General features: G+C 73.9%; 25 protein-coding genes. 16 read left to right on the top strand and 9 right to left on the bottom strand.

The genetic code is table 11. The features are described from left to right. The first annotated feature begins 202 nt into the window (after positions 1-202). Entirely contained in the window at positions 203-1,843 is a 1,641-nt protein-coding gene (gene pgm, locus ACGFRF_RS00365; RefSeq protein ID WP_393735645.1) for a phosphoglucomutase (alpha-D-glucose-1,6-bisphosphate-dependent), read from the top strand. A 94-nt stretch (positions 1,844-1,937) separates the two neighbouring features. Here the strand turns inward: pgm and ACGFRF_RS00360 are convergent, their stop codons facing one another. Beyond that, complete coding sequence (locus tag ACGFRF_RS00360) at positions 1,938-2,855, bottom strand: SGNH/GDSL hydrolase family protein (protein ID WP_393735643.1); 918 nt, start codon at positions 2,853-2,855, stop codon at positions 1,938-1,940. A 220-nt stretch (positions 2,856-3,075) separates the two neighbouring features. Continuing rightward, entirely contained in the window at positions 3,076-3,333 is a 258-nt protein-coding gene (locus ACGFRF_RS00355) for a DUF5133 domain-containing protein (protein WP_393735642.1), read from the bottom strand. 389 nt (positions 3,334-3,722) lie between these two features. On the opposite strand from ACGFRF_RS00355, the gene ACGFRF_RS00350 reads away from it, so the two are divergent. The 4 genes from ACGFRF_RS00350 to ACGFRF_RS00335 all read left to right on the top strand — a co-directional run bounded on the left by ACGFRF_RS00350 (position 3,723) and on the right by ACGFRF_RS00335 (position 9,264). Continuing rightward, complete coding sequence (locus ACGFRF_RS00350) at positions 3,723-5,339, top strand: adenosine deaminase (RefSeq protein WP_393735640.1); 1,617 nt, start codon at positions 3,723-3,725, stop codon at positions 5,337-5,339. 164 nt (positions 5,340-5,503) lie between these two features. Further along, on the top strand, positions 5,504-6,157 hold the full coding sequence (locus ACGFRF_RS00345) for a 1,4-alpha-glucan branching protein (RefSeq protein WP_393737076.1): 654 nt from the start codon (positions 5,504-5,506) through the stop codon (positions 6,155-6,157). A gap of 264 nt (positions 6,158-6,421) precedes the next feature. After that, a complete protein-coding gene (locus ACGFRF_RS00340; RefSeq protein ID WP_393735638.1) occupies positions 6,422-8,278 on the top strand; it encodes a M1 family aminopeptidase in 1,857 nt (618 codons plus the stop codon). Between the two features lie 137 nt (positions 8,279-8,415). Continuing rightward, entirely contained in the window at positions 8,416-9,264 is an 849-nt protein-coding gene (locus tag ACGFRF_RS00335) for a lysozyme (RefSeq protein WP_393735636.1), read from the top strand. 64 nt (positions 9,265-9,328) lie between these two features. Here ACGFRF_RS00335 and ACGFRF_RS00330 read toward each other — a convergent pair whose 3' ends face one another. Beyond that, a complete protein-coding gene (locus tag ACGFRF_RS00330; RefSeq protein WP_393737075.1) occupies positions 9,329-9,613 on the bottom strand; it encodes a DUF6234 family protein in 285 nt (94 codons plus the stop codon). A gap of 25 nt (positions 9,614-9,638) precedes the next feature. Between ACGFRF_RS00330 and ACGFRF_RS00325 the strand changes: the two genes are divergently transcribed. Together ACGFRF_RS00325 and ACGFRF_RS00320 are read left to right on the top strand one after the other, a co-directional pair. Next, positions 9,639-10,154: a molybdenum cofactor biosysynthesis protein gene (locus ACGFRF_RS00325; RefSeq protein ID WP_393735634.1), complete on the top strand. Its 516-nt coding sequence runs from the start codon at positions 9,639-9,641 to the stop codon at positions 10,152-10,154. 71 nt (positions 10,155-10,225) lie between these two features. Continuing rightward, positions 10,226-10,882, top strand: a complete 657-nt coding sequence (locus ACGFRF_RS00320) for a hypothetical protein (RefSeq protein WP_393735632.1) — start codon at positions 10,226-10,228, stop codon at positions 10,880-10,882. 28 nt (positions 10,883-10,910) lie between these two features. Here the strand turns inward: ACGFRF_RS00320 and ACGFRF_RS00315 are convergent, their stop codons facing one another. The 3 genes from ACGFRF_RS00315 to ACGFRF_RS00305 all read right to left on the bottom strand — a co-directional run bounded on the left by ACGFRF_RS00315 (position 10,911) and on the right by ACGFRF_RS00305 (position 14,209). Continuing rightward, entirely contained in the window at positions 10,911-12,014 is a 1,104-nt protein-coding gene (locus ACGFRF_RS00315) for an aromatic acid exporter family protein (RefSeq protein WP_393737074.1), read from the bottom strand. A gap of 325 nt (positions 12,015-12,339) precedes the next feature. Beyond that, complete coding sequence (locus ACGFRF_RS00310; protein ID WP_393735630.1) at positions 12,340-12,807, bottom strand: GNAT family N-acetyltransferase; 468 nt, start codon at positions 12,805-12,807, stop codon at positions 12,340-12,342. 184 nt (positions 12,808-12,991) lie between these two features. Beyond that, positions 12,992-14,209: an AI-2E family transporter gene (locus ACGFRF_RS00305; protein WP_393735628.1), complete on the bottom strand. Its 1,218-nt coding sequence runs from the start codon at positions 14,207-14,209 to the stop codon at positions 12,992-12,994. Between the two features lie 242 nt (positions 14,210-14,451). Here ACGFRF_RS00305 and ACGFRF_RS00300 point away from each other — a divergent pair, with 242 nt between their 5' ends. Further along, positions 14,452-14,601: a hypothetical protein gene (locus tag ACGFRF_RS00300; RefSeq protein ID WP_393735626.1), complete on the top strand. Its 150-nt coding sequence runs from the start codon at positions 14,452-14,454 to the stop codon at positions 14,599-14,601. Here the strand turns inward: ACGFRF_RS00300 and ACGFRF_RS00295 are convergent. The 3 genes from ACGFRF_RS00295 to ACGFRF_RS00285 all read right to left on the bottom strand — a co-directional run bounded on the left by ACGFRF_RS00295 (position 14,595) and on the right by ACGFRF_RS00285 (position 16,249). Next, a complete protein-coding gene (locus tag ACGFRF_RS00295) occupies positions 14,595-14,963 on the bottom strand; it encodes an ANTAR domain-containing protein (protein WP_393735624.1) in 369 nt (122 codons plus the stop codon). The genes ACGFRF_RS00300 and ACGFRF_RS00295 overlap by 7 nt on opposite strands. A gap of 140 nt (positions 14,964-15,103) precedes the next feature. Beyond that, the gene (locus ACGFRF_RS00290; protein WP_393735622.1) at positions 15,104-15,535 is read right to left on the bottom strand and encodes a DUF2267 domain-containing protein; all 432 of its coding nucleotides are present in this window, start codon (positions 15,533-15,535) and stop codon (positions 15,104-15,106) included. A gap of 222 nt (positions 15,536-15,757) precedes the next feature. After that, positions 15,758-16,249, bottom strand: a complete 492-nt coding sequence (locus ACGFRF_RS00285) for a DUF1360 domain-containing protein (protein WP_393735620.1) — start codon at positions 16,247-16,249, stop codon at positions 15,758-15,760. A 368-nt stretch (positions 16,250-16,617) separates the two neighbouring features. Between ACGFRF_RS00285 and ACGFRF_RS00280 the strand changes: the two genes are divergently transcribed. The 8 genes from ACGFRF_RS00280 (at position 16,618) to hypE (ending at position 25,503) form a co-directional block, all read left to right on the top strand. Further along, positions 16,618-17,145, top strand: coding sequence for a hypothetical protein (locus ACGFRF_RS00280; protein ID WP_393735618.1), 528 nt, complete (start codon positions 16,618-16,620; stop codon positions 17,143-17,145). 428 nt (positions 17,146-17,573) lie between these two features. Next, a complete protein-coding gene (locus ACGFRF_RS00275; RefSeq protein WP_393735616.1) occupies positions 17,574-19,289 on the top strand; it encodes a hydrogenase maturation protein in 1,716 nt (571 codons plus the stop codon). Then, positions 19,286-19,864 carry a hydrogenase maturation protease gene (locus ACGFRF_RS00270; protein WP_393735614.1) on the top strand — a complete coding sequence of 193 codons (579 nt, stop codon included), beginning with the start codon at positions 19,286-19,288 and terminating at the stop codon, positions 19,862-19,864. The genes ACGFRF_RS00275 and ACGFRF_RS00270 overlap by 4 nt, the downstream gene beginning before the upstream one ends. 60 nt (positions 19,865-19,924) lie before the next feature. Then, on the top strand, positions 19,925-20,650 hold the full coding sequence (hypB, locus tag ACGFRF_RS00265; RefSeq protein WP_393735612.1) for a hydrogenase nickel incorporation protein HypB: 726 nt from the start codon (positions 19,925-19,927) through the stop codon (positions 20,648-20,650). Next, the gene (hypF, locus tag ACGFRF_RS00260) at positions 20,647-23,001 is read left to right on the top strand and encodes a carbamoyltransferase HypF (protein ID WP_393735610.1); all 2,355 of its coding nucleotides are present in this window, start codon (positions 20,647-20,649) and stop codon (positions 22,999-23,001) included. The genes hypB and hypF overlap by 4 nt, the downstream gene beginning before the upstream one ends. Before the next feature lie 3 nt (positions 23,002-23,004). Next, complete coding sequence (locus ACGFRF_RS00255) at positions 23,005-23,295, top strand: HypC/HybG/HupF family hydrogenase formation chaperone (protein ID WP_393735608.1); 291 nt, start codon at positions 23,005-23,007, stop codon at positions 23,293-23,295. Continuing rightward, the gene (gene hypD, locus ACGFRF_RS00250; RefSeq protein ID WP_393735606.1) at positions 23,292-24,434 is read left to right on the top strand and encodes a hydrogenase formation protein HypD; all 1,143 of its coding nucleotides are present in this window, start codon (positions 23,292-23,294) and stop codon (positions 24,432-24,434) included. The genes ACGFRF_RS00255 and hypD overlap by 4 nt, the downstream gene beginning before the upstream one ends. Continuing rightward, positions 24,427-25,503, top strand: a complete 1,077-nt coding sequence (gene hypE, locus ACGFRF_RS00245) for a hydrogenase expression/formation protein HypE (protein WP_393735604.1) — start codon at positions 24,427-24,429, stop codon at positions 25,501-25,503. The genes hypD and hypE overlap by 8 nt, the downstream gene beginning before the upstream one ends. Positions 25,504-25,522: the final 19 nt, after the last annotated feature.

The raw sequence follows: 25,522 nt of genomic DNA, 5'->3' as shown, positions 1-25,522 counted from the left end.
GAGGCGTGCGGCAGGCCGGCGGGCGAGGACACCGGTAACCCGGAGTGCGGCCCGGCGGCCTGCCGTGCCGTGGTGCGCCGGACCAGCGGACGCGGCCGGTCCCGGTGGGTCACCACCGGAGGGGCGCACTCGCGTGGCCGGCCCCTGACGAGGAAAGATGGGCGGTGAGCGAACGACTTCACCGATGCGGAGGAACGGACTCATGCCGCACGAGCGAGCCGGCCGGCCGGCCGGTCCCGAGGACCTTGTCGACGTGGCCCGGCTGGTCACGGCGTACTACGCGCTGCACCCGGACCCGGCCGACCCCGGCCAGCGGGTGGCGTTCGGCACCTCGGGACACCGGGGTTCGTCCCTGGCGACCGCGTTCAACGAGGACCACATCGCCGCCACCAGCCAGGCCATCTGCGAGTACCGCGCCGCCCAGGGCACCGACGGCCCCCTCTTCCTGGGTGCCGACACCCACGCCCTGTCGGAGCCCGCGAAGGTGACCGCGCTGGAGGTGTTCGCCGCCAACGACGTGACGGTGCTCATCGACAGCGAGGACGGCTACACGCCCACCCCCGCCGTCTCGCACGCGATCCTCACGTACAACCGGGGCCGCACCTCCGGCCTCGCGGACGGCGTGGTCGTCACCCCCTCGCACAACCCGCCCGCCGACGGCGGCTTCAAGTACAACCCGCCGAGCGGCGGCCCGGCGGCCTCCGACGCCACCTCCTGGATCCAGGACCGCGCCAACCAGATCATCACCGGCGGCCTGAAGGACGTACGCCGGGTGCCGTACGCCCGCGCGCTCGCCGCGGACACCACCCAGCGCCACGACTTCCTCGGCACCTACGTCACCGACCTGCCGAGCGTGCTGGACCTCGACGCCGTCCGGGCGGCCGGCGTGCGCATCGGCGCCGACCCGCTCGGCGGGGCCTCCGTCGCCTACTGGGGCCGGATCGCCGAACAGCACCGCATCGACCTCACGGTGGTCAACCCGCACGCCGACCCGACCTGGCGGTTCATGACACTGGACTGGGACGGCCAGATCCGCATGGACTGCTCCTCGCCGTACGCCATGGCCTCCCTCATCGAGCAGCGCGACCGGTTCCGCATCTCCACCGGCAACGACGCCGACGCGGACCGGCACGGCATCGTCACCCCGGACGCCGGCCTGATGAACCCCAACCACTACCTCGCGGTCGCCATCTCCTACCTGTACCGGCACCGCGAGCAGTGGCCCGCCGACGCGGGCATCGGCAAGACGCTGGTCTCCTCCACGATGATCGACCGCGTGGCCGCCGACCTCGGCCGCCGACTGGTCGAGGTGCCCGTCGGGTTCAAGTGGTTCGTGGACGGACTGGCCGACGGCGCCCTGGGATTCGGCGGCGAGGAGTCGGCCGGCGCGTCCTTCCTGCGCCGGGACGGCTCGGTGTGGACCACCGACAAGGACGGCATCATCCTGGCCCTGCTCGCCTCGGAGATCACGGCGGTCACCGACAGGACGCCGTCCGAGCACTACGCCGAGCTGACCGCACGCTTCGGCGAACCCGCCTACGCCCGCATCGACGCGCCCGCCACCCGGGAACAGAAGGCCTTGCTCGCCAAGTTGTCGCCGGCCCAGGTCACCGCGGACACGCTCGCCGGAGAGGCGGTCACGTCCGTCCTCACCGAGGCGCCCGGCAACGGCGCCGCCATCGGCGGCATCAAGGTCAGCACCGAGAACGCCTGGTTCGCGGCCCGCCCCTCGGGCACCGAGGACGTCTACAAGGTGTACGCCGAGTCCTTCCTCGGCACGGACCACCTCGCCCGGGTACAGGAGGAGGCCCAGGCCGTGGTGCTGGGCGCGCTCGGCGGCTGACGGCACCGAACGGCGGCCCCCGGTACCACGGTTCCGGGGGCCGCCGTCGGATCGGCCGCGTCGTGTTCCGCCCGTCCCGGCGGCCGACCTCGGCTCAGCCGCGTCCGCGTCCCGAGTCCAGCCGGTCAAGCACCGCCTGCGCCATGGCGGCCTCTCCCTTGGCGTTGGGGTGGGCCGGGGCCGCGGGTGAGGCCGGCTGCAGCGGCTCGATCCAGCGGTCCGCGGGCGCCTTGCACATGTCGTGGCCGACGGTGGGGCCGTAGGTGTCCACGTATTCGGCCCGGTTCACCCCCGCCACCAGGCGCAGCATCAGGTTCAGCCGCTTCTCGGTGTCGCGGAGGTAGCCGAAGTCCCGCTGAGCGAACGGCACCTGCGGGTAGCAGCCGCTGCCGTCGTCGGGCAGCAGATCCGGATAGCCTACGACGATCACCCGTGCGTGCGGTGCCCGGGCGTGCACGGCGCGCAGCACCCGGTCGACCTTCGGCGCGGTCCGCACGACGGCGAGGGCCAACTGGTCGTAGCCGGAGGCGTGGTAGGAGCGCTCGCAGGGGTTGCCCGCCGGATCCTGGGAGGCCAGGCGGGCACAGGTGCCGATGATGGATCCGAACCCGGCGTCGTTGCCGCCGATCTGCAACGTCACCAGGTCCGTGTCGCGCCGTAGCGCGTCGAGTTGAGGGGCGTGGGTGCCCTGCGCCTGCCACATCTGCGCGGTCGTGGCCCCGCCGCAGCTGACGTCGGTGAACCCGGTCACCTGCCGGGCCGCCGCCACCAGGGAGGGGTAGTTGTGGTCGGAGCGGCCGCAGTCGGCGTCCACCTGCCGCGGAATGCCGGGGCCCGAGGTGTACGAGTCGCCGAGGGCGACGTAGGAGACGTCGCGGCCGTGTCCGCCGGAGTGCGCGGCCGCCGGAGTCGTGGAGGCGGCGACGAGGGCGCATCCGCCCAGCGCCGCTCCCAGTACGGCGGCCCGCCGCCGGCCTCTCGCCCCGCCCGCCGGACGCGTGTCGTTCGCCATGGTCCTCCCCCTGAGGCCGGTACATCGCGCACGGGCGGCACCGGAGAGCGGCCCTCGCGCGTTCGACTGGGTCTGTATACCGTCCGGTAGGTCTCGCCGACCAGAAGCGGGAGGCAACGACTTCAGGGGGAGTCCGCGGTCGACCGGCCCGGGACGCGGGCTGCTTCACGGGGATCGGCGCACCGGCCGGTCCCTCGGCCGGCCGGTGCGCCGATCCCCGTCACACTCCGGACACCGGTTCCGCCGAAGCGGCCGCCTGGAGCAGGGAATCGTCCTCCGGGCGGGCCCCGGAGAGGCGGTGCCGGGCGGCGATCAGGGCCATGTCGACGTCCTTGGTGCCGGTGGCCACGCACAGCGTGTAGGAGATGTCCGCGAGCCGCTGCCGTGCCTGCGGGGTGCTCTCCTCGGCCCCGAGCAACGTCAGGGCCTCGTACTGGGCGATGAGGTCCTTCAGTACTGCGGGGTGTGCCATCAGCATGCGTTCCGCCTCCCTGGTGAGTCGCCGATCTACGAAGTCGCAGCGCGAATACCCGCGCGAGCGTCCCGCATGCCACCTCGTGTCGGCGGGTGACGGCCGGCATCCACGGCTCCTGGATTGCGGACGGCGCGCTGGAGGGGGACGGCCCGCTGGAGGGGGACGGCACGGAGGGCTGAGCGGCCGGGCGCGGCTCCGGGGAGTGACCCCCGGGGTCGCCGACTGCCCGGGCTGCGCGGCCGCGGGGCGACCGGCACAGCGAGGGGCAGGGCGTCCAGGAGAGCCTCCGGCGCCCCGCCGGCCCGACCGGCACGTCACCCGGTCGGGTGCTCTCCGGGCGCCGCCCGCCCGGCGCAACCCCGCGACCGTGATCCTTCCGTGATCATGCCCCTGTGAGTCTGCAACCTCGAAACGCCGTACGCCGCCGCGTCGTTCCCGCCGCGCTCGGCGCCCTCAGCGTCCTGTCCCTGCTGTCCGCCCTGCCCGCCGCCGCGCAGCCCGCGGACGGCGCCACCCGGCACGCCGTGCCGCCGCCGCGGCAGGTCACGGCCGCGGAAGCGCGCACCGACGCCTACCTCCGGTCCGTGCACGACCGGCCCGCCGCCCTGCGCGACTTCTTCCGGCAGCTGCCCAAGGGCGGGGACCTGCACAACCACCTCTCCGGCGCGGTGTCCACGGAGTACCTGATGGAGCTGGCCGCCGAGGACAGGCTGTGCGTCGACACCGCGACGCTGACCGCGGTCACCCCGCCCTGCGGCGCCGGCACCCGACCCGCCGCCGACGCGCGCACCGACCGCGCCTTCCACGACGCGATCCTCCGCGCCTGGTCCATGCAGGACTTCCCGCCGGACCGGAACGGCCACGACCACTTCTTCGCCGCCTTCGGCAAGTTCGGCGAGGTCACCTGGCGGCACCGGGGCAAGCTGCTCGCCGAGGTCGCCGACACCGCCGTACGCAACAACCAGTCCTACCTGGAGACGATGGTCACCCCCGCCTCCGACGGCGCCAAGACGCTCGCGGACCAGGTCGGCTGGGACGACGACCTCGCCGCCCTGCACCGCAGGCTGCTCGCGGGCGGCAGACTGGACAAGCTCGTCGCCGACGCCCGCTCGGAGGCCGACGAGGGCGACGCCGAGTTCCGTGCCACCGAGCGCTGCGGCACACCGCAGGCCCGGCCCGGCTGCGGGCTCGTAGTCCGCTGGATCTCCCAGGCCTCCCGGGGCAGTGCGCCGGAGCGGGTCTTCACCCAGCTCGCCCTCGGCATGCGACTGGCCGAGGCCGACCCGCGCTTCGTCGCCGTCGACCTCGTCCAGCCCGAGGACTGGGACAGCTCCCTGCGCGACTACAGCCTGCAGATGCGCATGGTCGGGTATCTGCGCACCCAGTACCCGAAGGCCCACGTCACCCTGCACGCGGGCGAGTTGTGGCCCGGACTGGTCAAGCCCGAGGACCTGCGATTCCACATCAAGGAGGCCGTCGACGTCGCCCGCACCGAGCGCGTCGGACACGGTGTCGACCTCGTCCACGAGGAGGGCTGGCAGCGCACCGCACGCACCATGGCCGCCCGCCAGGTGGCCGTCGAGGTGCCCTTCTCCAGCAACGCCCAGATCCTCGGCGTCAAGGGCGCCGACCACCCGTTCCCCACCTACCGCCGCTACGGCGTCCCGGTCGTCCTGTCCACCGACGACCCCGGTGTGTCCCGGACCGACATCAGCCACGAGTACCGGTACGCGGCCGCAACCTACGGCCTGCGCTACCCCGAGCTGAAGGACCTGGCCCGCGCCTCGCTGGAGTACGGCTTCCTGCCCGGCGCGAGCCTCTGGCAGGGCAACCCCACCACCGCGGGCTACCACCCGGTCCAGGCCTGCCGCGGTGAACACCCCGAGCTGCCCGTGCGCCGCGCGGCCTGCCGGCACCTCCTCGCGAACAGCCCCAAGGCACGCCTCGAGTGGCGTCAGGAGGCCGCCTTCACCGGCTTCGAGCACAGGCACGCCCGCGCGGCCCACTGACCGGACCCGGATGACGCCAGGGCGTGGAGCCGGCGCCCGCCCCGGCGTCGTGTGTGGCGAACCACCCGACCTCTCCGCCGCGTTGGGGCCCGGCGCCGACCGGCGGGGAGGGTGTGGAAGGCTGAGGAGGGTCCGTGTCCGCGCAACGGGAGGCAACCACCGGCATGGCCGTCATCCACCACACCACCCTCAAACCCACCAAGCTCGAACTGCTCACCGACTGGCTGCCCACCCGCCCCTGGTACCGGGGTGCCGCCGCCCCGGTACCGGCGAAGTCCGGTGGTTTCCGGCTGGACGACCCCGAGGGCGAGGTCGGTATCGAGTTCATGGTGGCCACCGACACGGCGAGCGCCGAACGGACGGCCTACCTGGTACCGCTCACCTACCGCGGGGCCCCGCTGGAGGGGGCCGGGCACGCGCTCATCGGCACGGCGGAGCACGGGGTGCTGGGCAAGCGCTGGGTCTACGACGGCTGCCACGACCCGGTGCTGGTCACCGCGTTGCTGTCGCTGATCGGGGGCACGGCACAGGCCATGGCCCAGAGCATCACCGACACCCCCGACCACGAGGTGACCCGCTCGTACGCGGGAGCGCCCTTCACCCCCGGCGTCTTCACGCCCGAGCCGGCCGACGACCGGGACGGCACGCGCGTGCCCACACCGCACGGCGCGGTCCTCCACGTCCACCGCGTGCTCAGCCCCACGGCCGAGAACCCGCCGCTGCCGCCCCAGGGGGCCCTCGGCCATGTCGCCACCGGCTGGGCGGGCCCGGACGACACCCGTCTGCGGGCCGTCCTCATGACGCTGCGCACCGCCTGAGCCTGATCCTCATCCGGCGCCGCCCGCCCGGACGGCGGGCGGCGCCGACCGCACCGTCCGGGCGGACGCCCCACGTCTCGGTCTGGCATGTACTGGTCAGATCTGCCACTCTTTCGGCAGTCGTCGCCCTGACCCATGAGGGCGCGGCAGGCACCTCGGCACGACGAACGCGCAAGCCCCGTCCGCAGCCGCCCCGGCGCACCCCAGCCGACCGGGCGGCCCTCGAGCAGGCCGGGACCCCGGCCGCCGCAAAAGGAGTAGCGTGTGAGACCGACCCCCCACAAGGCCCTCGGCGCCGGTGCGCTCACCGTTGCCGCGGTGGCCGCGCTCGTACTCCCCGGCACCCCCGCCGCCGCCCGCCCGGCCGCGGCCCCCGCCGCCTGCACCCCGGCCCAGACGGTCACCAACGGCGGCTTCGAGAACGGCACATCACCCTGGACGGCGTCCTCGCCCACCGTGATCACCAACCGCTCCGGACAGACCGCGCACGGCGGCAGCTCCTACGCCTGGCTGGACGGAGCGGGCAGCACCCGCACCGACACCCTCACCCAGAGCGTCACGATCCCGTCCGGGTGCAGCACCGCGACCCTGACCTACTGGCTGCACATCGACACCGCCGAGACGACCTCGTCCACCGCGTACGACAAGCTGACGGCCAAGCTCGGCAGTACGACGCTGGCCACCTACTCGAACCTGAACAAGAACAGCGGCTACGTCCAGAAGTCGATCGACGTGTCCTCGTTCGCCGGCCGGACGGTGGACCTGTCCTTCACCGGCACCGAGGACTCCAGCCTCGCGACGAGCTTCGTCCTCGACGACATCGCCCTCGACACCTCCGGCGGCAGCACGCCACCACCGGCCGACTCCACCCGCACCCCGGCGACGCCCTCGTACACCGTCAGCCTCAGCAGCGACACGAGCGGCACCGTCTGGAACGGCCACGAGAGCGTCACCTTCACCAACGCGTCCGCCACCGCGCTCAGCGAGGTCTACCTGCGGCTGTGGGACAACTACCACGGCAGCTGCGACGCGATGCCGATCAAGGTCGGCAACGTCACCGGCGGCACCGCCGGCGCCCTCTCCGTGGCCTGCACCGCCCTGAAGATCGACCTGCCGTCCCCGCTGGCCCAGGGCCGGAGCGCCACCGTCGGATTCGACCTCGGCATCACCGTGCCCAGCGGCGCCGACCGCTTCGGACACGACGGCGCGTTCAGCTTCATCGGCAACGCCCTGCCCGTCCTCGCGGTCCGCGACAGCGCCGGCTGGCACCTGGACCCGTACACCGACAACGGCGAGTCGTTCTACTCCCTGGCCGCCGACTTCAAGGTGACCCTCGATCACCCCAGCACCCTGCTGGTCCCGGCCACCGGCACCTCCACCGACACCCCCGGCTCCAGCGGGCGTACGGTCACCACGGCCACCGCCACCAAGGTCCGTGACTTCGCCTGGGCGGCCGGCCCCTTCACCAAGATCTCCGGCAGCTCGGCCGCCGGCGTCCCGGTCAACGTCTACTCCGTCTCGGGCATCAGCTCCTCCAGCGCCCAGTCGATGCTGAGCACCGCCAGGACCGCCGTGGACGCCCACGCGTCCCGGTTCGGTGCCTACCCGTACGGCGAGCTGGACGCGGTCATCGACAACAACTACTGGTTCGGCGGCATGGAGTATCCCGGGTTCGTCCTGGACGTGGTCAGCACCACCGCGCTCACCCACGAGATCGCTCACCAGTGGTGGTACGGCATCGTCGGCGACGACGAGTACACCAGCCCCTGGCTGGACGAGTCGTTCACCGACTACGCCACCGACCTCGCCCTCGGCAAGACCGGCAGCAACTGCTGGAGCAGCGTCTCCTGGGCCTCCAGTGCCGAGAAGATCACCAACTCGATGGCCTACTGGGACGCCCACTCCTCGCGCTACTCCACCGTCGTCTACGGGTACGGCAAGTGCGCCCTGCACGACCTGCGGCGCCTCATCGGCGACACCGCCATGACCAAACTGCTGAAGGACTACGCGAGCGCGCACTGGTACGGCGTGTCGACCACGGCCGAGTTCAAGGCGGCGGCCCAGGCCGCCACGAGCACGGACCTCACCTCCTTCTGGAGCCTGCACCGCATCGACGGCTGACCGGAGGGGGCCGGCCGGCGGAGGCGCCCTGGGCGTCCCCCCCGGCCGGTCACGAGCCACCCGTATGGCCCAAACCCGGCCCCACATGGCTTCGTTGGGCGGTACCCGGAGTGCGGTGCCGCCCGACCGCGGGTCAGATGGATTCCGTGCGACCTTCCATACGCCTTCACCGCAGCCGCTCACGCCCGGCCGTCACGGCCGCCCTGACCGGCCTCATCCTCTCCCTGTCCACACCGGCGGCCCTGCCCGCGTCGGCCCCGGACACGCCCGAGCGGGGCAGCGCCTACATGGGCATGGGCGTCCTCGCCCACGACGGGGACGGCACCGGGTCCGACGCCCCGGTCACCGGCAGCCGCGTGACCCAGACCGAAGGCGTGGACGTCTCCAGCCACCAGGGCGACGTCGACTGGCCGACGCTGTGGAGCAGCGGCACGAGGTGGGCCTACACCAAGGGCACGGAGGGGACTTACTACACCAACCCCTACTTCGCCCAGCAGTACGACGGCTCGTACGACGTCGGCATGATCCGCGGCGCATACCACTTCGCCACCCCGGACACCACCGGCGGCGCCGCACAGGCCGACTACTTCGTGGATCACGGCGGCGGCTGGTCCAAGGACGGCAAGACGCTGCCCGGTGTCCTCGACATCGAGTGGAACCCTTACGGGGACGCCTGCTACGGCAAGACCAAGAGCCAGATGGTCGGCTGGATCCGCGACTTCCTGGACCGCTACAAGTCCCGCACCGGCCGCGACGCTGTCATCTACACGGCCACCAGCTGGTGGACCCAGTGCACCGGCGACCACGCCGGTTTCGGCGCGACCAACCCGCTGTGGATCGCCCGCTATGCCGCCACGGCAGGAACACTCCCGTCGGGCTGGTCGACGTACACGATGTGGCAGTACACCTCCACCGGGAAGACGGTCGGGGACCACGACCGGTTCAACGGCTCGGAGTCCCAGCTGCGGGACTTCGCCACCGGCTGACCCCGGTCCACCTCCACCTCGTCGAACAGCGCGTGCGTCGCGCCGAGCAGGGCTCCGGCTGAGGTCACTCGGCCAGGCTTCCGACGACCGTCACGAACGCGCCGGCGCGGGCGGCGGCCACGGCCGCCACGAGGGCGAGCGCACCGACTCCTCCCGCGGCGGCCAGGTAGCCCCACGGGGAGTCGGCCTCCACCGTCGTGCCCGGGTCCTGGTGAAACCCGGACGGGAGCCAGAGCGCGAAGACGACCGTCAGGACCGTCAGCTCCAGCAGCACCAGCCCGCACCCGGCTCCGATGTCGGCACCCGTGTCGGCGCGGCGGCGCCCCGGGCCCCTGCGGCTGACGCCGATGCGCTGCGCTGGTTAGGCTCGACACGTGCCGCACGTCGACATACACGTGGAAATACTTCAGCTGCTGGTCTCCCCGGTGCACCGGCTCGCGGGCCGGCCGGCCGACGGCATGCCCGAGCTGCCGCGCGAGGAACTGGTGACGACGGCCGAGGTGCGCGCGGGTCTCGGCATCGTCGGCGACCGGTACTTCAACCACCCCGCCCACCGCAACGCGTCGATCACCCTCATGGCGACCGAACGCATACCGCGGCAAGGGCCGCACGAGGCGGACCTGCTGCGAACCCGGCGCAACGTCCTGCTGCGCGGCATCGACATCGACGCCTACATCGGCGCGACCGTCTTCCTCGACTGCGGCACCGGGCCGGTCGAACTCGCGGTACGCACCGCGGCCCGGCCCTGCGCCTGGATGAACACCACCCTCGGCCCCGGCGCGCAACGCGCGCTGCGCGGCGGCGGAGGAGTCCGCTGCCGTCCGCTGACCGACGGCATCCTCACCGTGGGCCCGGCCGTGTTCGGAGTACGGGAACCAGGCCCGACGTAGGGACACGACGCACGGCCGGATGAGTACGGCTACTCAGGTGCCGCACTCCGAAGATCGTCAAGGCTGAGGGCATGACAACGCCTTCGCCGATGACCCACCCGCCCCACCCCTACCCCGCACCGCGGCCCGCGCCTCCCCGGTCGCGCCGCGGCCCGGTGGCCGGCCTCGTGGCGCTGCTCCTCGTCGGCGCAACCGCGGTGGCGGCCTTCGTGTGGACGCGCGGCGGGGACTCCGGTCCGCTCGCAGGCCGCCCCCGGGTCACGGACACCCGGGCCGGCCTCTCCTACGGTGTCCCGGAGGGCTGGACGCACGATCCGGCCGAGGACAAGGGGCTGATCGACGCGTTCTCCTCGCAGATCACCAGCAAGGCGCACGGCGCGTCCACGTCCGCGGGTGGCACCGTGCTCACGGGCCGGGCGGGGCAGACCGTGGCCCGCGCCGACCTGCGCCGGGTGACGGAAGCCGCCGCCCGGTCCAACGCCGAGTTCTTCTTCCCCGACCGGCCCGCCACCCTGGAGGAGTCGCACGCCGCCGTCGTGGACGGCCGGCCGGCGCACACCGCCGTCCTGCGCATCGAGGGCGACGGCGACGGCACGCGCCTGGAGATGACCCTGGTGACCATCCACGCGGAGCGCACCTCCTTCCTGCTCGGGCTCACCACCGGCACCTCCGACCCGACGCTCACCGCCGACCTCCACGACGTCCTCGCCAGCACCACCGTCTCCTGACCGGAGGCCGTCTCGTGACCGGGCGCGGTCAGGTTTCCGAGGTGACCAACTGGTCGGCCAGCCGGTGGGCCTGCGCGAGCAGCGCGCCGTAGGTGGCGACCTCGTCGGGGTCGTCCGTCGTGGACCCGGCCAGGTCCCGGCGCAGGTCCTGCAGCGTGCCGCGCAGCTCCGCCACGGCCTCGTGCAGTGCGTCGTCGCACTCGTCGGCGAACCGGCTGTGGCTGTAGAGCCGCAGTGCGCGGGCGGTCTGGCACAGGAACTGCGCGTAGCGGCGGGCGAGTTGGGGGTGCGGTCGGGGCGCCGGGCGGTCGTCGGCGGCGGCCTCCAGCACCGTCCGGGTCACCCCCGCGGTGTGTACGGCCGCGTAGTCCAGGACGACGACCGCGTCGTCGTACTCCTTGCCGACCGGCGGTGCGGTGCCGGTGCGGCGGCGCAGGTTCGCGCGCAGGCTCTCCCGGGTCCACTGGACCGTCGAGCGGGCCTGCTCCACGAGCCGGTGCAGCCGCAGGGCCCGCCCGTGCCAGGCGTCGGCCTCCTCGGCGTCCCAGCGTCCCTCGGCCAGCCCGTCCGCCACGTCCCGCAGGATGTCGTGGGCCTCCTCGGTGGCGTCCCGCAGCACGGTGCGGCTGTCGCGCAGATACAGCGGCGGTCGCACCAGCGCGTTGACGGTGATGCCGACCACCGCGCCGAACAGCGCCTCGGCGAGCCGGGCCGCGGAGGTGGCGACGCTGACGGACCCGTTGGTCAGGACGAACAGGGCGCCGGTGGCCGCGTAGATGCCCTGGCTGCCGAGGCGCCCCCACTGACCGAGCAGCATCGCCAGGGGCAGCACCACCGCCATCGCGAGGACCGTGTCGTGCAGCAGCAGCCCGACCGCCGTGGCCGCGATCGTGCCGGCCGCGATCGCCCCCAGCTGCTGGAGGCCGTGCGCGATCGACCGGTACACGGTCGACTCCACCAGCACCACCGCCACCCACGGCGCGACGAACGCCACCGGCGCGTGCAGCCACCAGCCCGCCACCGCCCAGGCCACCCACGCGGCCAGCGCCGCCTTCACCGCCTGGACGGTCAGGTCCCGCTCCCGGCAGGGCCCCGCACACGCCCTGCGCACCCCGTTCACCGCGGCGGCCAGATCACGCCGCACCGCCTGCCATGTCACTCGTATCCCACGCACGCCGACCCGGGTGCCACCCAGGACACCGCCCCATGCCGCCGCCCGCGTCACACACCGCCCCGGGTGCCACCGGCAACCGGGACCACGCCCCGGCCCAGCGACCTGCTGCCCAACCTCGGACCGGTCGTCGGCCGCCGTCAGGGCCGTTGGCCCACGCCCTGTACGACGGGCATGTCGCCGGACTGCTCGACCAGGCCGTCCACCACATCGGGCACCCGCGCCTCGGTCTCGGCGACACCGCGGACGCCGACGGCCCGGAGATGTCACCGCTCGGCACCGCCCGCTACGGCGCGTCCGGCACCCCGGCGGGAACGGCCGGCTCGCGGACCATGAACACGTCCACCGGGTCCTCGGTCTCGAGGGTGAACCCGTGCCGCTCGTACAGCCGCCGGGCCGGGCTGCCCTGCAGCACGTTCAGCCGGACCGGGGTGCCGTCGCGGTCGCACTGCTCGAGAAGCCCGCGCAGTACGGCCGCGCCGATGCCGCCGCCCTGCAGGTGCCGGGCCAGGTAGAAGTGTTCCAGCCAGTGGGCGTCCTCGGCCGGCCGCAGCGAGACGCAGCCGGCGAACGCGCCGCCCGCCTCGATCACCCAGGTGTGCGCCGGCGCGAAGCCGTCCCGCAGCCGTTGCCGGACCCGGTGCTCGTCGTACCGCCCGAGCCGCTCCAGATCGGCCCGCAGCACCACGGCCCGCAACTGGGCCACCGCCTCGACGTCCGCCGCCGAAGCCCGTCGGATCTCCCAGTCCACCATGATCGAGCCTACGCGCCCGACATCCGCACGGCGGCGCCGCCTCCTTGGGACGAGGAGACGGCGCCGCTTTCCGGCGACCTGGTGAACGACGACCACCTGTTCGAGGGAACAGGTGGTCCCGTGTTCGGGTCGACGTAAGTGCCGTTCAGTGGACGGTCGTCGGAGGTCGAGGGACGTCGATCCGTCATGGCGGTGCCGGGCGCAGGGCGCTCAGCACCGCCCAGGCCACCGAGACGAGCGGGACCGCCACCACCGCGCCGATCACCCCCGCGAGGATGCTGCCCGCGATGACGGACACCGCGACCACGAGCGGATGCAGCCGTACCGCCCAGCTCAGCACCAGCGGATGCAGCACGTGCCCCTCCAGCTGGCCGATCACGACGATGAGCGCCAGCACGGCCAGGGCCGTGAGCGGCCCGCGCCCGGCGAGCGCGACGATCGTGGCGACCCCGAGCGCCACCGGCGAGCCCACCAGCGGTACGAACGTCGCGAAGAACTCCAGCAGGGTCAGCGGCAGGGCGAGCGGCACCCGCAGCACGAGCAGGACCACACCGACCAGCACGGCGTTGGTGGCGGCCACGATGATGATGCCGCGCGTGTACCCGGCGAAGGTCCGCCAGGCCACGCGTCCCACCCGGTCCCAGGCCGGGCGGGCACCGCTCGGCAGCAGCCGGTCGCGCGTCCAGTCCCACAGGCGGTCGCCGGAATGGATGAAGAACACCGAGGCGAACAGCGCGAGCACGCCGCCCGTGACCAGCTCGACCACCCGGCCGAACTCGCTGACCGCACTGCTGAGCAGAGCCGACCGGTGCGCGGAGACATAACGCGTCACCTGGTCCTGCAGATGGGAGAGCCTGCCGGGACCGAGCCGGAACGGCGGCCGTTGCAGCCACTCCTCGATGCGGTGCACACCGCCGCGGAAGTCACCCACCAACCGGGCCCACTCACCCGCCACCGCGTTGCCCACCAGCGCGAGCAGGGCCAGCAGAAGCAGCAGGCTGCCCACCAGGGCCACGGCCACGCTCAGCGGCCTCGGCAGCACCCGGTCCAGCTGATCGGCCAGTGGCCGCAGCACGGACGTCACGACCAGCGCGAGGAACAGGGCGACCGCGATGAGCTGGAAGCTGCCGAGGACGCTGAAGACGCCGTAGACGACGATGCCGACGAGGATGAGCCGCCAGGCGTAGGCCGCGCCGATCCGCAGCCACGGCAGCGTCCGCTCGGCCGCCGCCGCCTTCGGTTCGGGGCGGCGGGAGGCCGGGAGGCGCACGGAGTACGCCGGCCGGCTGCCCAGCACCGCGCGCCCCGTCCGGCGTCCGCCTCCCGGCCCGGCCGCCCGCCGACGCGCATCGCCCACCACTGCTCCCGCCTGCTCTCCGTCCCGTTCCTGACGGTCGGTCACATCCACAGAACGGTAAGCGCAAGCCGGGGGAGCGGCCCGCACAACGCGCCCGCGCACGCTCCCATCGGACGGCGAATCGCGGCGGCACGTTCCGGCACGGGCGGCGTGCGAACCGGCGGCTCACGACCCGGTACCCCCGCAAGGCGGCAAGCGGGCGGTCACAGGAACTTCACAGAGGCCGAGGGTGGGCGGGGCCGGGTCGGGCACCCGGAAGGAGTCGTCGCACGGAGGGGGAACCTCCAGTGATCACCATCGCGGTTCTGCTGCTTCCCGTCCTCAGCATCCTGCTGTACGGACTGGACCAGGTCGAGGACCGGTGGGTCGTCCGGCCCCCGACCTCCCGGCACGCGCGTCCCCGCCGACGCCGCCGCTCCGGGGCGGGCCGTCACTGACCCGGCCGCGCGCCCTCCTCGCGGGCGGCGCACCGGCGGTAGCGGGTGACGGCCTTGCCGAGTTCGATCCGCTCCGGTTCGGGCAGCGTGCCGCCCTGCGCGTAGTCGAGGATGTGCTCGGCGACCGTGCGCAGTTTGGTGTTGGTGTGCTGGGAGACGTCCCGCAGCGCCCGCCACGCCTCTTCCGGGGCTATCCGCCCGAGGACGACGACGGCTCCGATGGCCTGGTCGATGACGGCGTGCGAGGACACGGCCCGCTGCAACTGCTCGTTCTCGTCCGTCAACCGCTCGCATTCCGCGGCGAGATCGGTGGCGGACAGCAGGAGCAGCGGGTGATGCCGCGAGAGGGCGAAGAAGGCCATGGAGCACCTTTTCGGGGTGGGGGCGTCAGTGCTACGTCTGCCCCCGGGTGAGCGCTTGCACACGAATTGAACCAGCAACGCGGAGCACGGTCACGCCGTGCCGGTCCGCGCCGTCCGGAACGTGCCCGTACCCCCGGCGCTCAGCCGGCCTCCCCGGTGTTCTCGGTCGCGCGGGCCACCGGCAGCAGCTCGCGGATGTCCGCGGGCAGCGCGCCGGCCACCCGCTCGGTCAGTTCCGGGGCGAGGGCGGCGTCCAGCACCTCCAGCACGGCGGCGGCGTCTCGCAGCGCCGTGTCCTCGTCGGTGCCCGCCCGGTCGGCGATGCGTCCGGCGAAGGCCGTCAGGCCGAACCGCTCGGCCGCCGTGCCGGAGTCGGCACCGGACGCGTCCGCCGCCTCCCGCATCGCCGCCGCCATGTCGGGCGGCAGCTGGGCGGCGACATGCCTGGCCAGCCCGGCCGGCAGCCGTTCCGACAGGGTGGACACGACCGCGTGCGCGGCCCGCTCGGCGGAACCCCGGTCGGGCAGCTGGGCGAGCGCCTGCACCTTTCCGATCATCTCGTCGTGATGCATGAGGCCGGTCCCTTCGTCAGGATGTCCTCTCGACGCGTGCACCGAGTACCCCGTGGCCGACCCCCCGTGCCGCCCCGGCCGCCGCCTGGTCCGCCGACGATGCCGACCGGCTGGAGGGCACCGGCCCGCGGCCGGCCTCGGCGCGGTCCCGGGCCGAGGGTGTGCCGGACGTCGAGCCGACCGCGGCCATGGACGCGCAGCCCGCCGTCGCCGCCGACCGGCTCAGCTCTCGGTCGTCTGCTGGGTCCACGTCCAGGCGTACTGCAGCCAGTCCGCCACCGTCAGTGCGCCGAGGCCGCCGCAGACCAGCCGCGTGAACCGGGGCGCCGTCGCGTAGGAGCACACCAGGGCCCCGGCGGCCCAGGCCGCGATGCAGAACGGACAGGACACCAGGTCACCGACCGCCCGCCGGACCCCGCTGCCCCGGGGCTCGTCCATGACCTCGCTCGCCTCGCCGTCGCCCGCGCGGCGCGTGAACGGCGCCCGGACAAAGCTGGTGATCTTGTCCCTGGCCAGCAGCCGCGACGTCTTGTACGTCGCCGCGCCCAGCAGTGCCACGTCCCACGGCGGCACCTCCTGCGGCAGCCGTACGCCCCGGTGCCGGGCCAGCAGCGCGAAGGCGCCGACGCTCGCCCCGAACACGGAAGCGAGGGCGGCGTAACCCCCCAGCGGGACTTCGCCCTGGTCGTCGTAGCGTGCGGCGTCCGTCGTCATGAGACCTCCCAGACCCTCCCCGGTGCGTGCCCGGCCCTGCCCCGGGCGCGGACCGAGTTCCCCGGGGCGAGGGGGCGACACACGACCGGCGGCCTGGGGGCCGGGGCCGGCCGGGGGCCGGGATGCCGCGGCTGCCCGCGGCCCCGGCGGGTTGGCGGGGGACATGAGGTGGGGCCGGCGAGGAACGGGGCTCGCGGGTACATGGGGCGGGGACATGGGGCGGGGGTCGGCAGGGAACGTGGGGCGGGGGTCGGGGGAACGTGGGGCAGGCCACATATGACCTGGTTCGCACTCCCTCCCCGACCGGCCGTGTGCCGGGCTACGGTTGCGTGGAGCCCTGTACCCCTCGCACCTCGGACGGCCCGGCTGTGCTCACTGATCTGTCCCCCCTCATCGCCGCGACGGCGCGCTGGCTGACGGTCGCCTACCCGCCGTGCGGTGGCGCGCTGGCCTCCGCCCTGTGCGAGGTGCAGGCGCGGCAGGCCGTGACCGTCGCCGCGTGGCTGCGGTACCCGACCGAGATCGACGCGGCCCTGGTCACCATGGCGGGGCCCGGAGGCACGGCCCGCCTCGACTGGATCACCGGAGCCGAGCCGGTCGGTGACGAGCCGGCCGAGGAGTGGGCCTGGCGCACCTGGGTGGACGAGGTCGTGGCCAGCTGGGCGGCGGGTCTGCTGACCGACCCCGAGCTGGCCGGACTGGCCGTCGACGCACTCGCCGACGGCGAGCACGCCGCGGGCGGCGCCGTCGAGTTCCGGCGGCTGATCGACCCCGACGACGGTGACCGGCACGCCGCCGCCCTGCTGCGCCACCCCGACCTCCTCGCCCCCGTGACGGGACTCCACCACGAGCAGCTCCTCGACCGGCTCGGACCGGGCAGGGCCCTCGCCGCCTGACCGCCCGCCTCGCCCGAGCCGTCGCAGGACGCCCCGGACGGCGGCCGACGCACCGGCCGCCGCGGCGGCAAGGCTCGGCCACGACCTCAAGGATCCCGTCCACCGCGGCAGCCCGAACTGCTGCTGCTCGCGGGCGAGGCCGCGACCGCTGCGGCACTGCCGCTGCCGGCCGCGCTCGAGAACGCCGAGATGCGAGCACGCCGGCCGGCGCAAGAACGCCGAACGCCGAGATGCGTGCCGAGCACGCCGGCCGGCGCACGCTCGGCGCGATCGCCGGGGCCCTGCTGGAAGCGCACGCGGACGAGCGGGCCCGGGCCTTCCCGGACCTGCGGAATGCGATCCGGATGGAGGAAGAGACCTGTCCTGGGCGGACGAAACGCCGCCGCGGTTCTTCACGTCGCCCCGTACAGGGACGAACATGCCGTGTCATGGACATTCTGCTCGTCGCCAGTGCGTTCAACAGCCTCTCCCAGCGCCTGTACGCCGAACTGTCGGACCACGGGCACCGTGTGGACGTCGTACTCGCCTCGCACGGCCCCGAACCGGTCCGGGCCGCCGTGCGCGAGCTGCGGCCGGAACTGGTCGTCGCGCCGATGCTCAAGACGGCCCTGCCCGAGGACGTGTGGCGGGAGCACACCTGCCTGATCGTGCACCCGGGACCGCCCGGTGACCGCGGCCCGTCCTCACTGGACTGGGCCATCGCCGAGCAGGCACCCCGCTGGGGCGTGACCGTGCTCCAGGCGGAGGGGGCGATGGACGCGGGCGCGATCTGGGCGGCCGAGCCGTTTGTCGTGCCCCCCGTCGGCAAGAGCGACCTCTACCGCAACGAGGCCTCCGACGCCGCGGTGACCGCCGTCCTGACCGCCGTACGACGCTATGCCGAAGGCTCCCACAAGCCCCTCCCGCAGACCGACGAGTCGATCAGCGTCGTGTGGCGCGATCCCTTCCGGCAGGAGCGGCGGCGCATCGACTGGCAGCGCGACGACACCGCGACGGTCCTGCGCAAGCTGCGCGGCGCCGACTCCCAGCCGGGCGTCCTGGACGAACTGGAGGACCGGGAGGTCTTCCTGCACGGCGGGCACCCCGAGGACCGGCTGCGCGGCCGCCCCGGCGAGCTGCTGGCCCAGCGTGCGGGAGCCGTCTGCCGGGCCACCCGGGACGGCGCGGTCTGGATCCCGGAACTCCGTCCCCGCAAGAACTCCGGCGACCCCGCCCCCTTCCGGCGCCCGGCCGCCTCCGTCGTCGCCGCCCGCACGGGCGCGCGTACCCCGCGCCTGCCGGAAGCCCCCGTCCCGTTCGAACTTCCCCCGGACCGGCGCACCTGGACCGACATCCGCTACCGGCAGCGCGCCGACGTCGGCTTCCTGACCTTCTCCTTTCCCGGCGGCGCGATGAGCACCGAGCAGTGCCGCCGGCTGCTCGCCGCCTACGAGTTCGCGCTCACCCGCCCCACCCGCGTCCTCGTGCTCGGGGGAGCCCGCGACTTCTTCTCCAACGGCATCCACCTGAACGTCATCGAGGCGGCCCCCGACCCGGCCGAGGAGTCGTGGACCAACCTCAACGCCATGGACGACCTCGTCGAGGCGGTTCTGCGCACCACCGACCGGCTGGTGGTGGCCGCGCTCGCCGGCAACGCGGCCGCCGGCGGCGCCATGCTCGCCCTCGCCGCCGACCAGGTCTGGTGCCGCACCGGCGCCGTCCTCAACCCGCACTACCGGCGCATGGGCCTGTACGGCTCGGAGTTGTGGACCTACACCCTGCCCCGTCGCGTCGGCCCGGAGCACGCCCGGCGGCTGACCGGCGACGCCCTGCCGGTCAGCGCGGCCACCGGCGAACGGCTCGGGCTCGTGGACCGTCTCGTACCGGCCGCACCGCAGGACTTCATGGGCGAGATCGAGCGACGGGCCGCCGGACTCGCCGGCGACCCGGACCTGGACCGGCGCATCGCCGCCAAGGCCGCCGCGCGTGCGTCGGACGAACGGGAACGCCCCCTCGCCGATCACCGGAAGGACGAGCTGGCCCGCATGCACGCCATCTTCTTCGACCCCCAGGCCCCCTACCACGCCCTGCGCTCGGCCTTCGTCCGCAAGACGCCGAGCGGCTCACCCCGGCCCCTCGCCGCACCCGCCGGGGACCTCCGTTGACGCCGCGCCTGCTGGTCGCGGGCGTCGGCAACATCTTCCTCGCCGACGACGCCTTCGGCCCCGAGGTGATCCGCGCCCTCGAGCACCGCCCGCTGCCGCCCGAGGTCCGGGTGCACGACTACGGCATCCGCGGCATGGACCTCGCCTACGACCTGCTGGACGGCTACGCCACCGCCGTCCTGGTCGACGCGGCCCCGCGCGGCCACCGTCCCGGCACCCTCTCCCTGATCGAAGCGGAACCCCCCGACGGCACCGTCCCGCCCGAGGCCCACGGCATGGACCCGGCGAAGGTGCTGGCCCTGGCCGCACATCTGGGGGACGAGCCGCTGCCCCGGGTACTCGTCCTGGCCTGCGAGCCCGAGGCCCTGCCGAGCAGCGACGACGACATCCTGCCGGGCCTGAGCGCACCGGTTCGGGAAGCCGTCGACCGGGCCGTGGACGCGCTGCACTCGCTGATCCCGGCCCTGCTCGCTCCCGCTGGTCCCGTACCCCCGTTGGGCCGCCCGGTGGAATCCGGGACCCCGCGCACGGCTGCGCTGCCCGCCACAGCGCCCGCGGGAGCCGAAGATCGGTGAGACCCCGGGCCGTACGCGACGCGGCCCGGGCTCCACCGCCGCATCCTAGGAGCAGCGCCCATGTGCCGGTCCGACGTCAGACAGGCCGTCCTGGCGAAGAACGACGACCTGGCCGCGAACCTGCGCGGCGACCTCGCCCGGCAGGGCGTGACCGTGGTCAACCTGCTGTCCAGCCCCGGCAGCGGCAAGACCGAACTCCTCGGCCGGGTCCTGGCCCGCGCGGTGGAGCGCGGTGTGCCGGTGGCCGCGCTGACCGCGGACCTGGCCACCGAGAACGACGCCGTCCGGCTGGCCCGGTCCGGCGCCCCCGTCCAGCAACTCCTCACCGACGGCCTCTGCCACCTGGAGGCCCGCCAGGTCCGCGCCCGGCTGGCGGACTGGCTGCCGCCGGACACCTCCGTGCTCTTCGTGGAGAACGTCGGCAACCTCGTCTGCCCGGCCGCCTACGACCTCGGTGAGACCCTGCGGATCGTGCTGATGGCCGTCACCGAGGGCGAGGACAAACCGCTGAAGTACCCCACCGCCTTCGGCTCCGCCCACCTGGTCGTCATCACCAAGACCGACCTCGCCGAGCCGGCCGGCTTCGACGAGGCCGCCTTCCGGGCCAACGTGCACCGGGTGAACCCGGGCGTGGAGATCGTCCGGTCCTGTGCCCGCACCGGCGTCGGCGTCGGCACCCTGCTGGACCGCGCCCTGGCCGCCCGGGACGGAGCACCGCCGCACCGGCCGCCGCTCGCCCCGCATCCGCACGGCCATCACCACCCCACGTCCGCGCCCGTCGTATGACCGCCCCCGCCACCGGCCGGGTCCGCCGCCGGCTCACCGTGCACGGCACCGTGCAGGGCGTCGGTTTCCGCCCGCACGTGCACCGCCTGGCCGCCGGTCTCTCACTCGCCGGATTCGTCGGCAACACCGGCGAGGGCGTGCTCATCGAGGTCGAGGGCCCGGCGCAGGAGGTGGACCGCTTCTGCGACCTGCTCGCTCGCGAAACGCCGCCGCTGGCCGCCGTGACCGGCATCGCCGGGCAAGTTCTCCCCGCCACGGGCGACACCGGCCCCTTCACCATCCGCTCCACCGAGCGGGCCACGGGACGCACCCAGCTCCCGCCCGACACCGCGACCTGCGCCGACTGCCTGCGCGAACTGTCCGATCCGGCCGACCGCCGCCACCGGCACCCCTTCGTCACCTGCACCCACTGCGGCCCCCGCTTCACCATCGCGACCGGCATGCCGTACGACCGGGCGGCCACGACCATGGCCGGGTTCCCGATGTGCCCCGCCTGCGCCAGGGAGTACGGCGATCCCGCCGACCGGCGCTTCCACGCCCAGCCCGTCGCCTGCCCAGACTGCGGCCCGCGGCTCAGCCTCGTCCCGGCCGACGGCACCGGCGTCCGTCCGGCCCGCGACGCGGACGCCCTCGCCACGGCCCGGGCCCTGCTCGCCGCCGGACGGATCGTCGCCGTCAAGGGCGTCGGCGGCTACCACCTGGCCTGCGACGCCACCGACGCCCGGGCCGTCACCACCCTGCGCGGCCGCAAGGAGCGGGGCGGCAAGGCCTTCGCGGTGATGTGCGCGGACCTGCCCACGGCCGAGGGGATCGCGGTCCTCACCGACGCCGAACGGGCCGCACTCACCAGCGCCCGCCGCCCCATCGTCCTGCTGCGCCGCCGCACACCGGCGTCCGGCCCCCCGCTCGCCGCCCAGGTCTGCCCGGGCAGCCCGCACGTCGGCGTCATGCTGCCCTACACCCCGCTGCACACCCTCCTCTTCGGGCTGCCCGGCGATCCGCCAGGCCCCCGGGTGCTGGTCATGACGAGCGGCAACCGCTCCGGCGAGCCCATCGTCACCGACGACGCCGAGGCGCTCACCCGGCTGGCCGGCCTGGCCGACGCCTGGCTCCGCCACGACCGGCCCATCGCCTCGCCCTGCGACGACTCCCTGCTCCGGATCCGCCCCGACGGCACCGGACAGGTACTGCGCCGCTCCCGCGGATACGTCCCCCGCCCGCTGCGTCTGCCGATCCCGGTCCGGCCCACGCTCGCGGTCGGCGGCGACCTCAAGAACGTGCCCTGCCTGGGCGAGGGCGACCACGCCTGGTTCGGGCCGCACATCGGCGACATGGGCGACCTGGCCACGCTGGAAGCCGCCGAGCGGGCCGAGCGGCACCTCACGCGCCTCACCGGAGTCACCCCACGGCTGCTGGCCGCCGACCGGCACCCCGGCTACCACTCGACCGCCCGGGCCCGCAGCCGCGCCTCCCGACTCGGCCTGGCACCCCCGGCCCTGGTCCAGCACCACCACGCCCACATCGCCGCCGCGATGGCCGAGCACGGCCTCGACGGCAGCACGCCCGTGATCGGTGTCGCCTTCGACGGCACCGGGTACGGCGACGACCGTACGGTGTGGGGCGGCGAGATCCTGCTCGCCGACTACACCGGCTACCGGCGGTTCGCCCACCTCACCCCCGCCCCCCTGCCCGGCGGCGACGCCGGGGTGACCAACCCGTGCCGGCTGGCGCTGGCCCGGCTGTGGGCGGCCGGGTTGCCGTGGGAGCCTGAGGTGCCGAGCGTCGTCGCGTGCACCGACACCGAACGCGCCGTGCTGCGCAGGCAGTTGGAGCGACAGGTGGCCTGCGTCCCGACGTCCAGCATGGGCCGGCTCTTCGATGCCGTGTCGTCCCTCGTGGGCCTCTGCCATCGCGCGGGACACGAGGCGCAGGCCGCGATGGAGCTGGAGGCGGCGGCGACGGAGGCCAGGGACGCGGACGCGGTGGCGTACCCCTTCGGTCTCGGCGGTGCGGGCAGCCTCGTGTGCAGTCCCACGCCGATGCTGCAGGCGCTGCTCGCGGACCGGCGCCGCCATGTCCCCGCCCCCGTACTCGCGGCCCGCTTCCACCGTGGCGTCGCACGGGCCGTGGCCGAGATCTGCCGGCGGGCCCGCGCGGCCACCGGACTGACGGCCGTCGCCCTCACCGGAGGCGTCTTCGCCAACGCCCTGCTGGAGGAGGAGTGCGCCGCGCTGCTCGCGGCGGACGGGTTCACGGTGCTGCGGCACGGCGAGGTCCCGCCGAACGACGGCGGATTGGCACTCGGCCAGCTGATGGTCGCGGGAACAGCAACCAACCACGAGACGGAGTGACCCATGTGTCTGGCAGTGCCCGGCAAGGTCGTGTCCATCGACCATGGCGCCGACCCCCTGACCGGGCTGATCGACTTCGGCGGGGTGCAGAAACAGGCGTGTCTGGAGTACCTGCCCGACGTCCGGGTGGGGGAGTACGTGATCGTCCACGTCGGGTTCGCGCTGCAGCGCCTGGACGAGGAGTCCGCCCGGGCCTCCCTGGAGCTGTTCGAGCAACTGGGACTCCTCGAGGAGGAGTTCGGCGACGCCTGGGAGCAGGCGGCGCGGCAGGAGAACGGGAGTGAGGCCCGGTGAAGTACATCGACGAGTTCAACGACCCGGACCTGGCGCGCCGGCTGCTGGACGAGATCCGCGCCACGGTCACCCGGCCGTGGGCCCTGATGGAGGTGTGCGGCGGCCAGACCCACTCCATCATCCGCCACGGCATCGACCAGCTCCTGCCGGAACAGGTGGAGTTGATCCACGGCCCCGGCTGTCCGGTGTGCGTCACGCCCCTCGACGTCATCGACAAGGCCCTGGAGATCGCCGCCCGGCCCGACGTGATCTTCTGTTCCTTCGGGGACATGCTCCGCGTGCCCGGCACCGACCGGGACCTGTTCCGGGTCAAGGGCGAGGGCGGTGACGTACGGGTGGTGTACTCGCCGCTCGACGCCCTGGAGCTCGCCCGGAAGAACCCGGACCGGCAGGTCGTCTTCTTCGCCATCGGTTTCGAGACGACCGCCCCCGCCAACGCCATGGCGGTGCACCAGGCCCGCCGCCTCGGCCCGGACAACTTCAGCCTGCTGGTGTCCCACGTCCGGGTCCCTCCGGCGATCGAGGCCATCATGACGGCACCCGGCTGCCGGGTGCAGGGCTTCCTCGCCGCCGGGCACGTGTGCAGCGTGATGGGCACCGCCGAGTACCCGGACCTGGCCGACAAGCACCGCGTACCGATCGTCGTGACCGGCTTCGAGCCGCTGGACATCCTCGAAGGCATCCGCCGCGCCGTCCACCAGCTGGAGCGCGGTGAGCACCGGGTGGAGAACGCCTACGCGCGTGCCGTACGCGACCAGGGCAACCCGGCCGCCGTGCGCATGATCGAGGAGGTCTTCGAGGTCACCGACCGCAACTGGCGCGGCATCGGGCGCATCCCGGCCAGCGGCTGGCGCCTGACCGACGCCTTCCGCGCCTACGACGCCGAGCACCGCTTCGACGTCACCGGCATCCGCACCGAGGAACCCGCCGTGTGCCGGGCCGGCGAGGTGCTGCAGGGGCTGATCAAACCGACCGAGTGCGCCGCGTTCGGCACGGCCTGCACCCCGCGCACCCCGCTCGGCGCCACCATGGTCTCCAGCGAGGGGGCCTGCGCGGCCTACTACCTGTACCGCCGTATGAACGCCCCGGCAGCGCAGGGATCCCGCATCCCGCAGGAGGAGATGAACCCCGTTGGCTGACCTCGCGACCCCCGATGCGGCTGTCGACCCCGCCGACTGGACCTGCCCCGCACCCCTGCGCGACCAGCCGGTCGTCGTCATGGGGCACGGCGGAGGCGGTGCCCTGTCCGCCGAGCTGATCGAGCAGGTCTTCACCCCCGCCTACGGCAACCCCACCCTGGCCGCCCTGACCGACTCGGCCGTCCTCGACCTGGGCGGCGCGCGGCTGGCCTTCTCCACCGACTCCTACGTCGTACGACCGCTGTTCTTCCCCGGCGGCAGCCTCGGCGACCTCGCCGTCAACGGCACCGTCAACGACCTGGCGATGAGCGGCGCCCGGCCCGCGTACCTCTCCACCGCCTTCATCCTCGAGGAGGGCGTGGAACTGGCCGTCGTCGAGCGCGTCGCACAGGACGTCGGTGCGGCGGCCGAGGCGGCCGGTGTCACTGTCGCCACCGGCGACACCAAGGTGGTCGAGTCCGGGCACGGCGACGGCGTCTACGTCACCACCGCCGGCGTCGGCCTCGTACCCGACGGAGTCGACATCCGCCCGCAGCGTGCCCGGCCGGGCGACGCCGTCATCGTCAGCGGTCCGATCGGCCTGCACGGCGTGGCCATCATGAGCGTCCGGGAGGGCCTGGAGTTCGGCATCGAGATCGCCTCCGACACCGCACCCCTGGCGGACCTCGTCGCCGCCATGCTGGCGGTGACCAAGGACATCCACGTGCTGCGCGACCCCACCCGGGGCGGCCTCGGCGCGTCCCTCAACGAGATCGCCCGCGCCTCCGGCACCGGTGTGCGGCTGCGCGAGCGTGCCGTGCCGGTCCCGGACGAGGTCGCGAACGCCTGCGGCTTCCTCGGCCTGGACCCGTTGTACGTGGCCAACGAGGGCCGGCTCGTCGCCTTCGTGCCCCCGGAGCACGCCGAGGCCGTCCTCGCGGCGATGCGCGCGCACCCCCAGGGCGCCGGCGCGGCCCGCATCGGGGAGTGCGTGGCGGACCACCCGGGCATGGTCGTCGTCGCCACCGGACTCGGCGGCACCCGGGTGGTGGACCTGCCCCTGGGGGAGCAGCTCCCCCGTATCTGCTGAACCGCCCCCCGGCCCCGCC

Source organism: Streptomyces sp. NPDC048521 (assembly GCF_043199855.1).
Lineage (GTDB): Bacteria > Actinomycetota > Actinomycetes > Streptomycetales > Streptomycetaceae > Streptomyces.
Note: the sequence above shows the minus strand (reverse complement) of the source record. Positions and strands in the feature narration are given on the sequence as shown.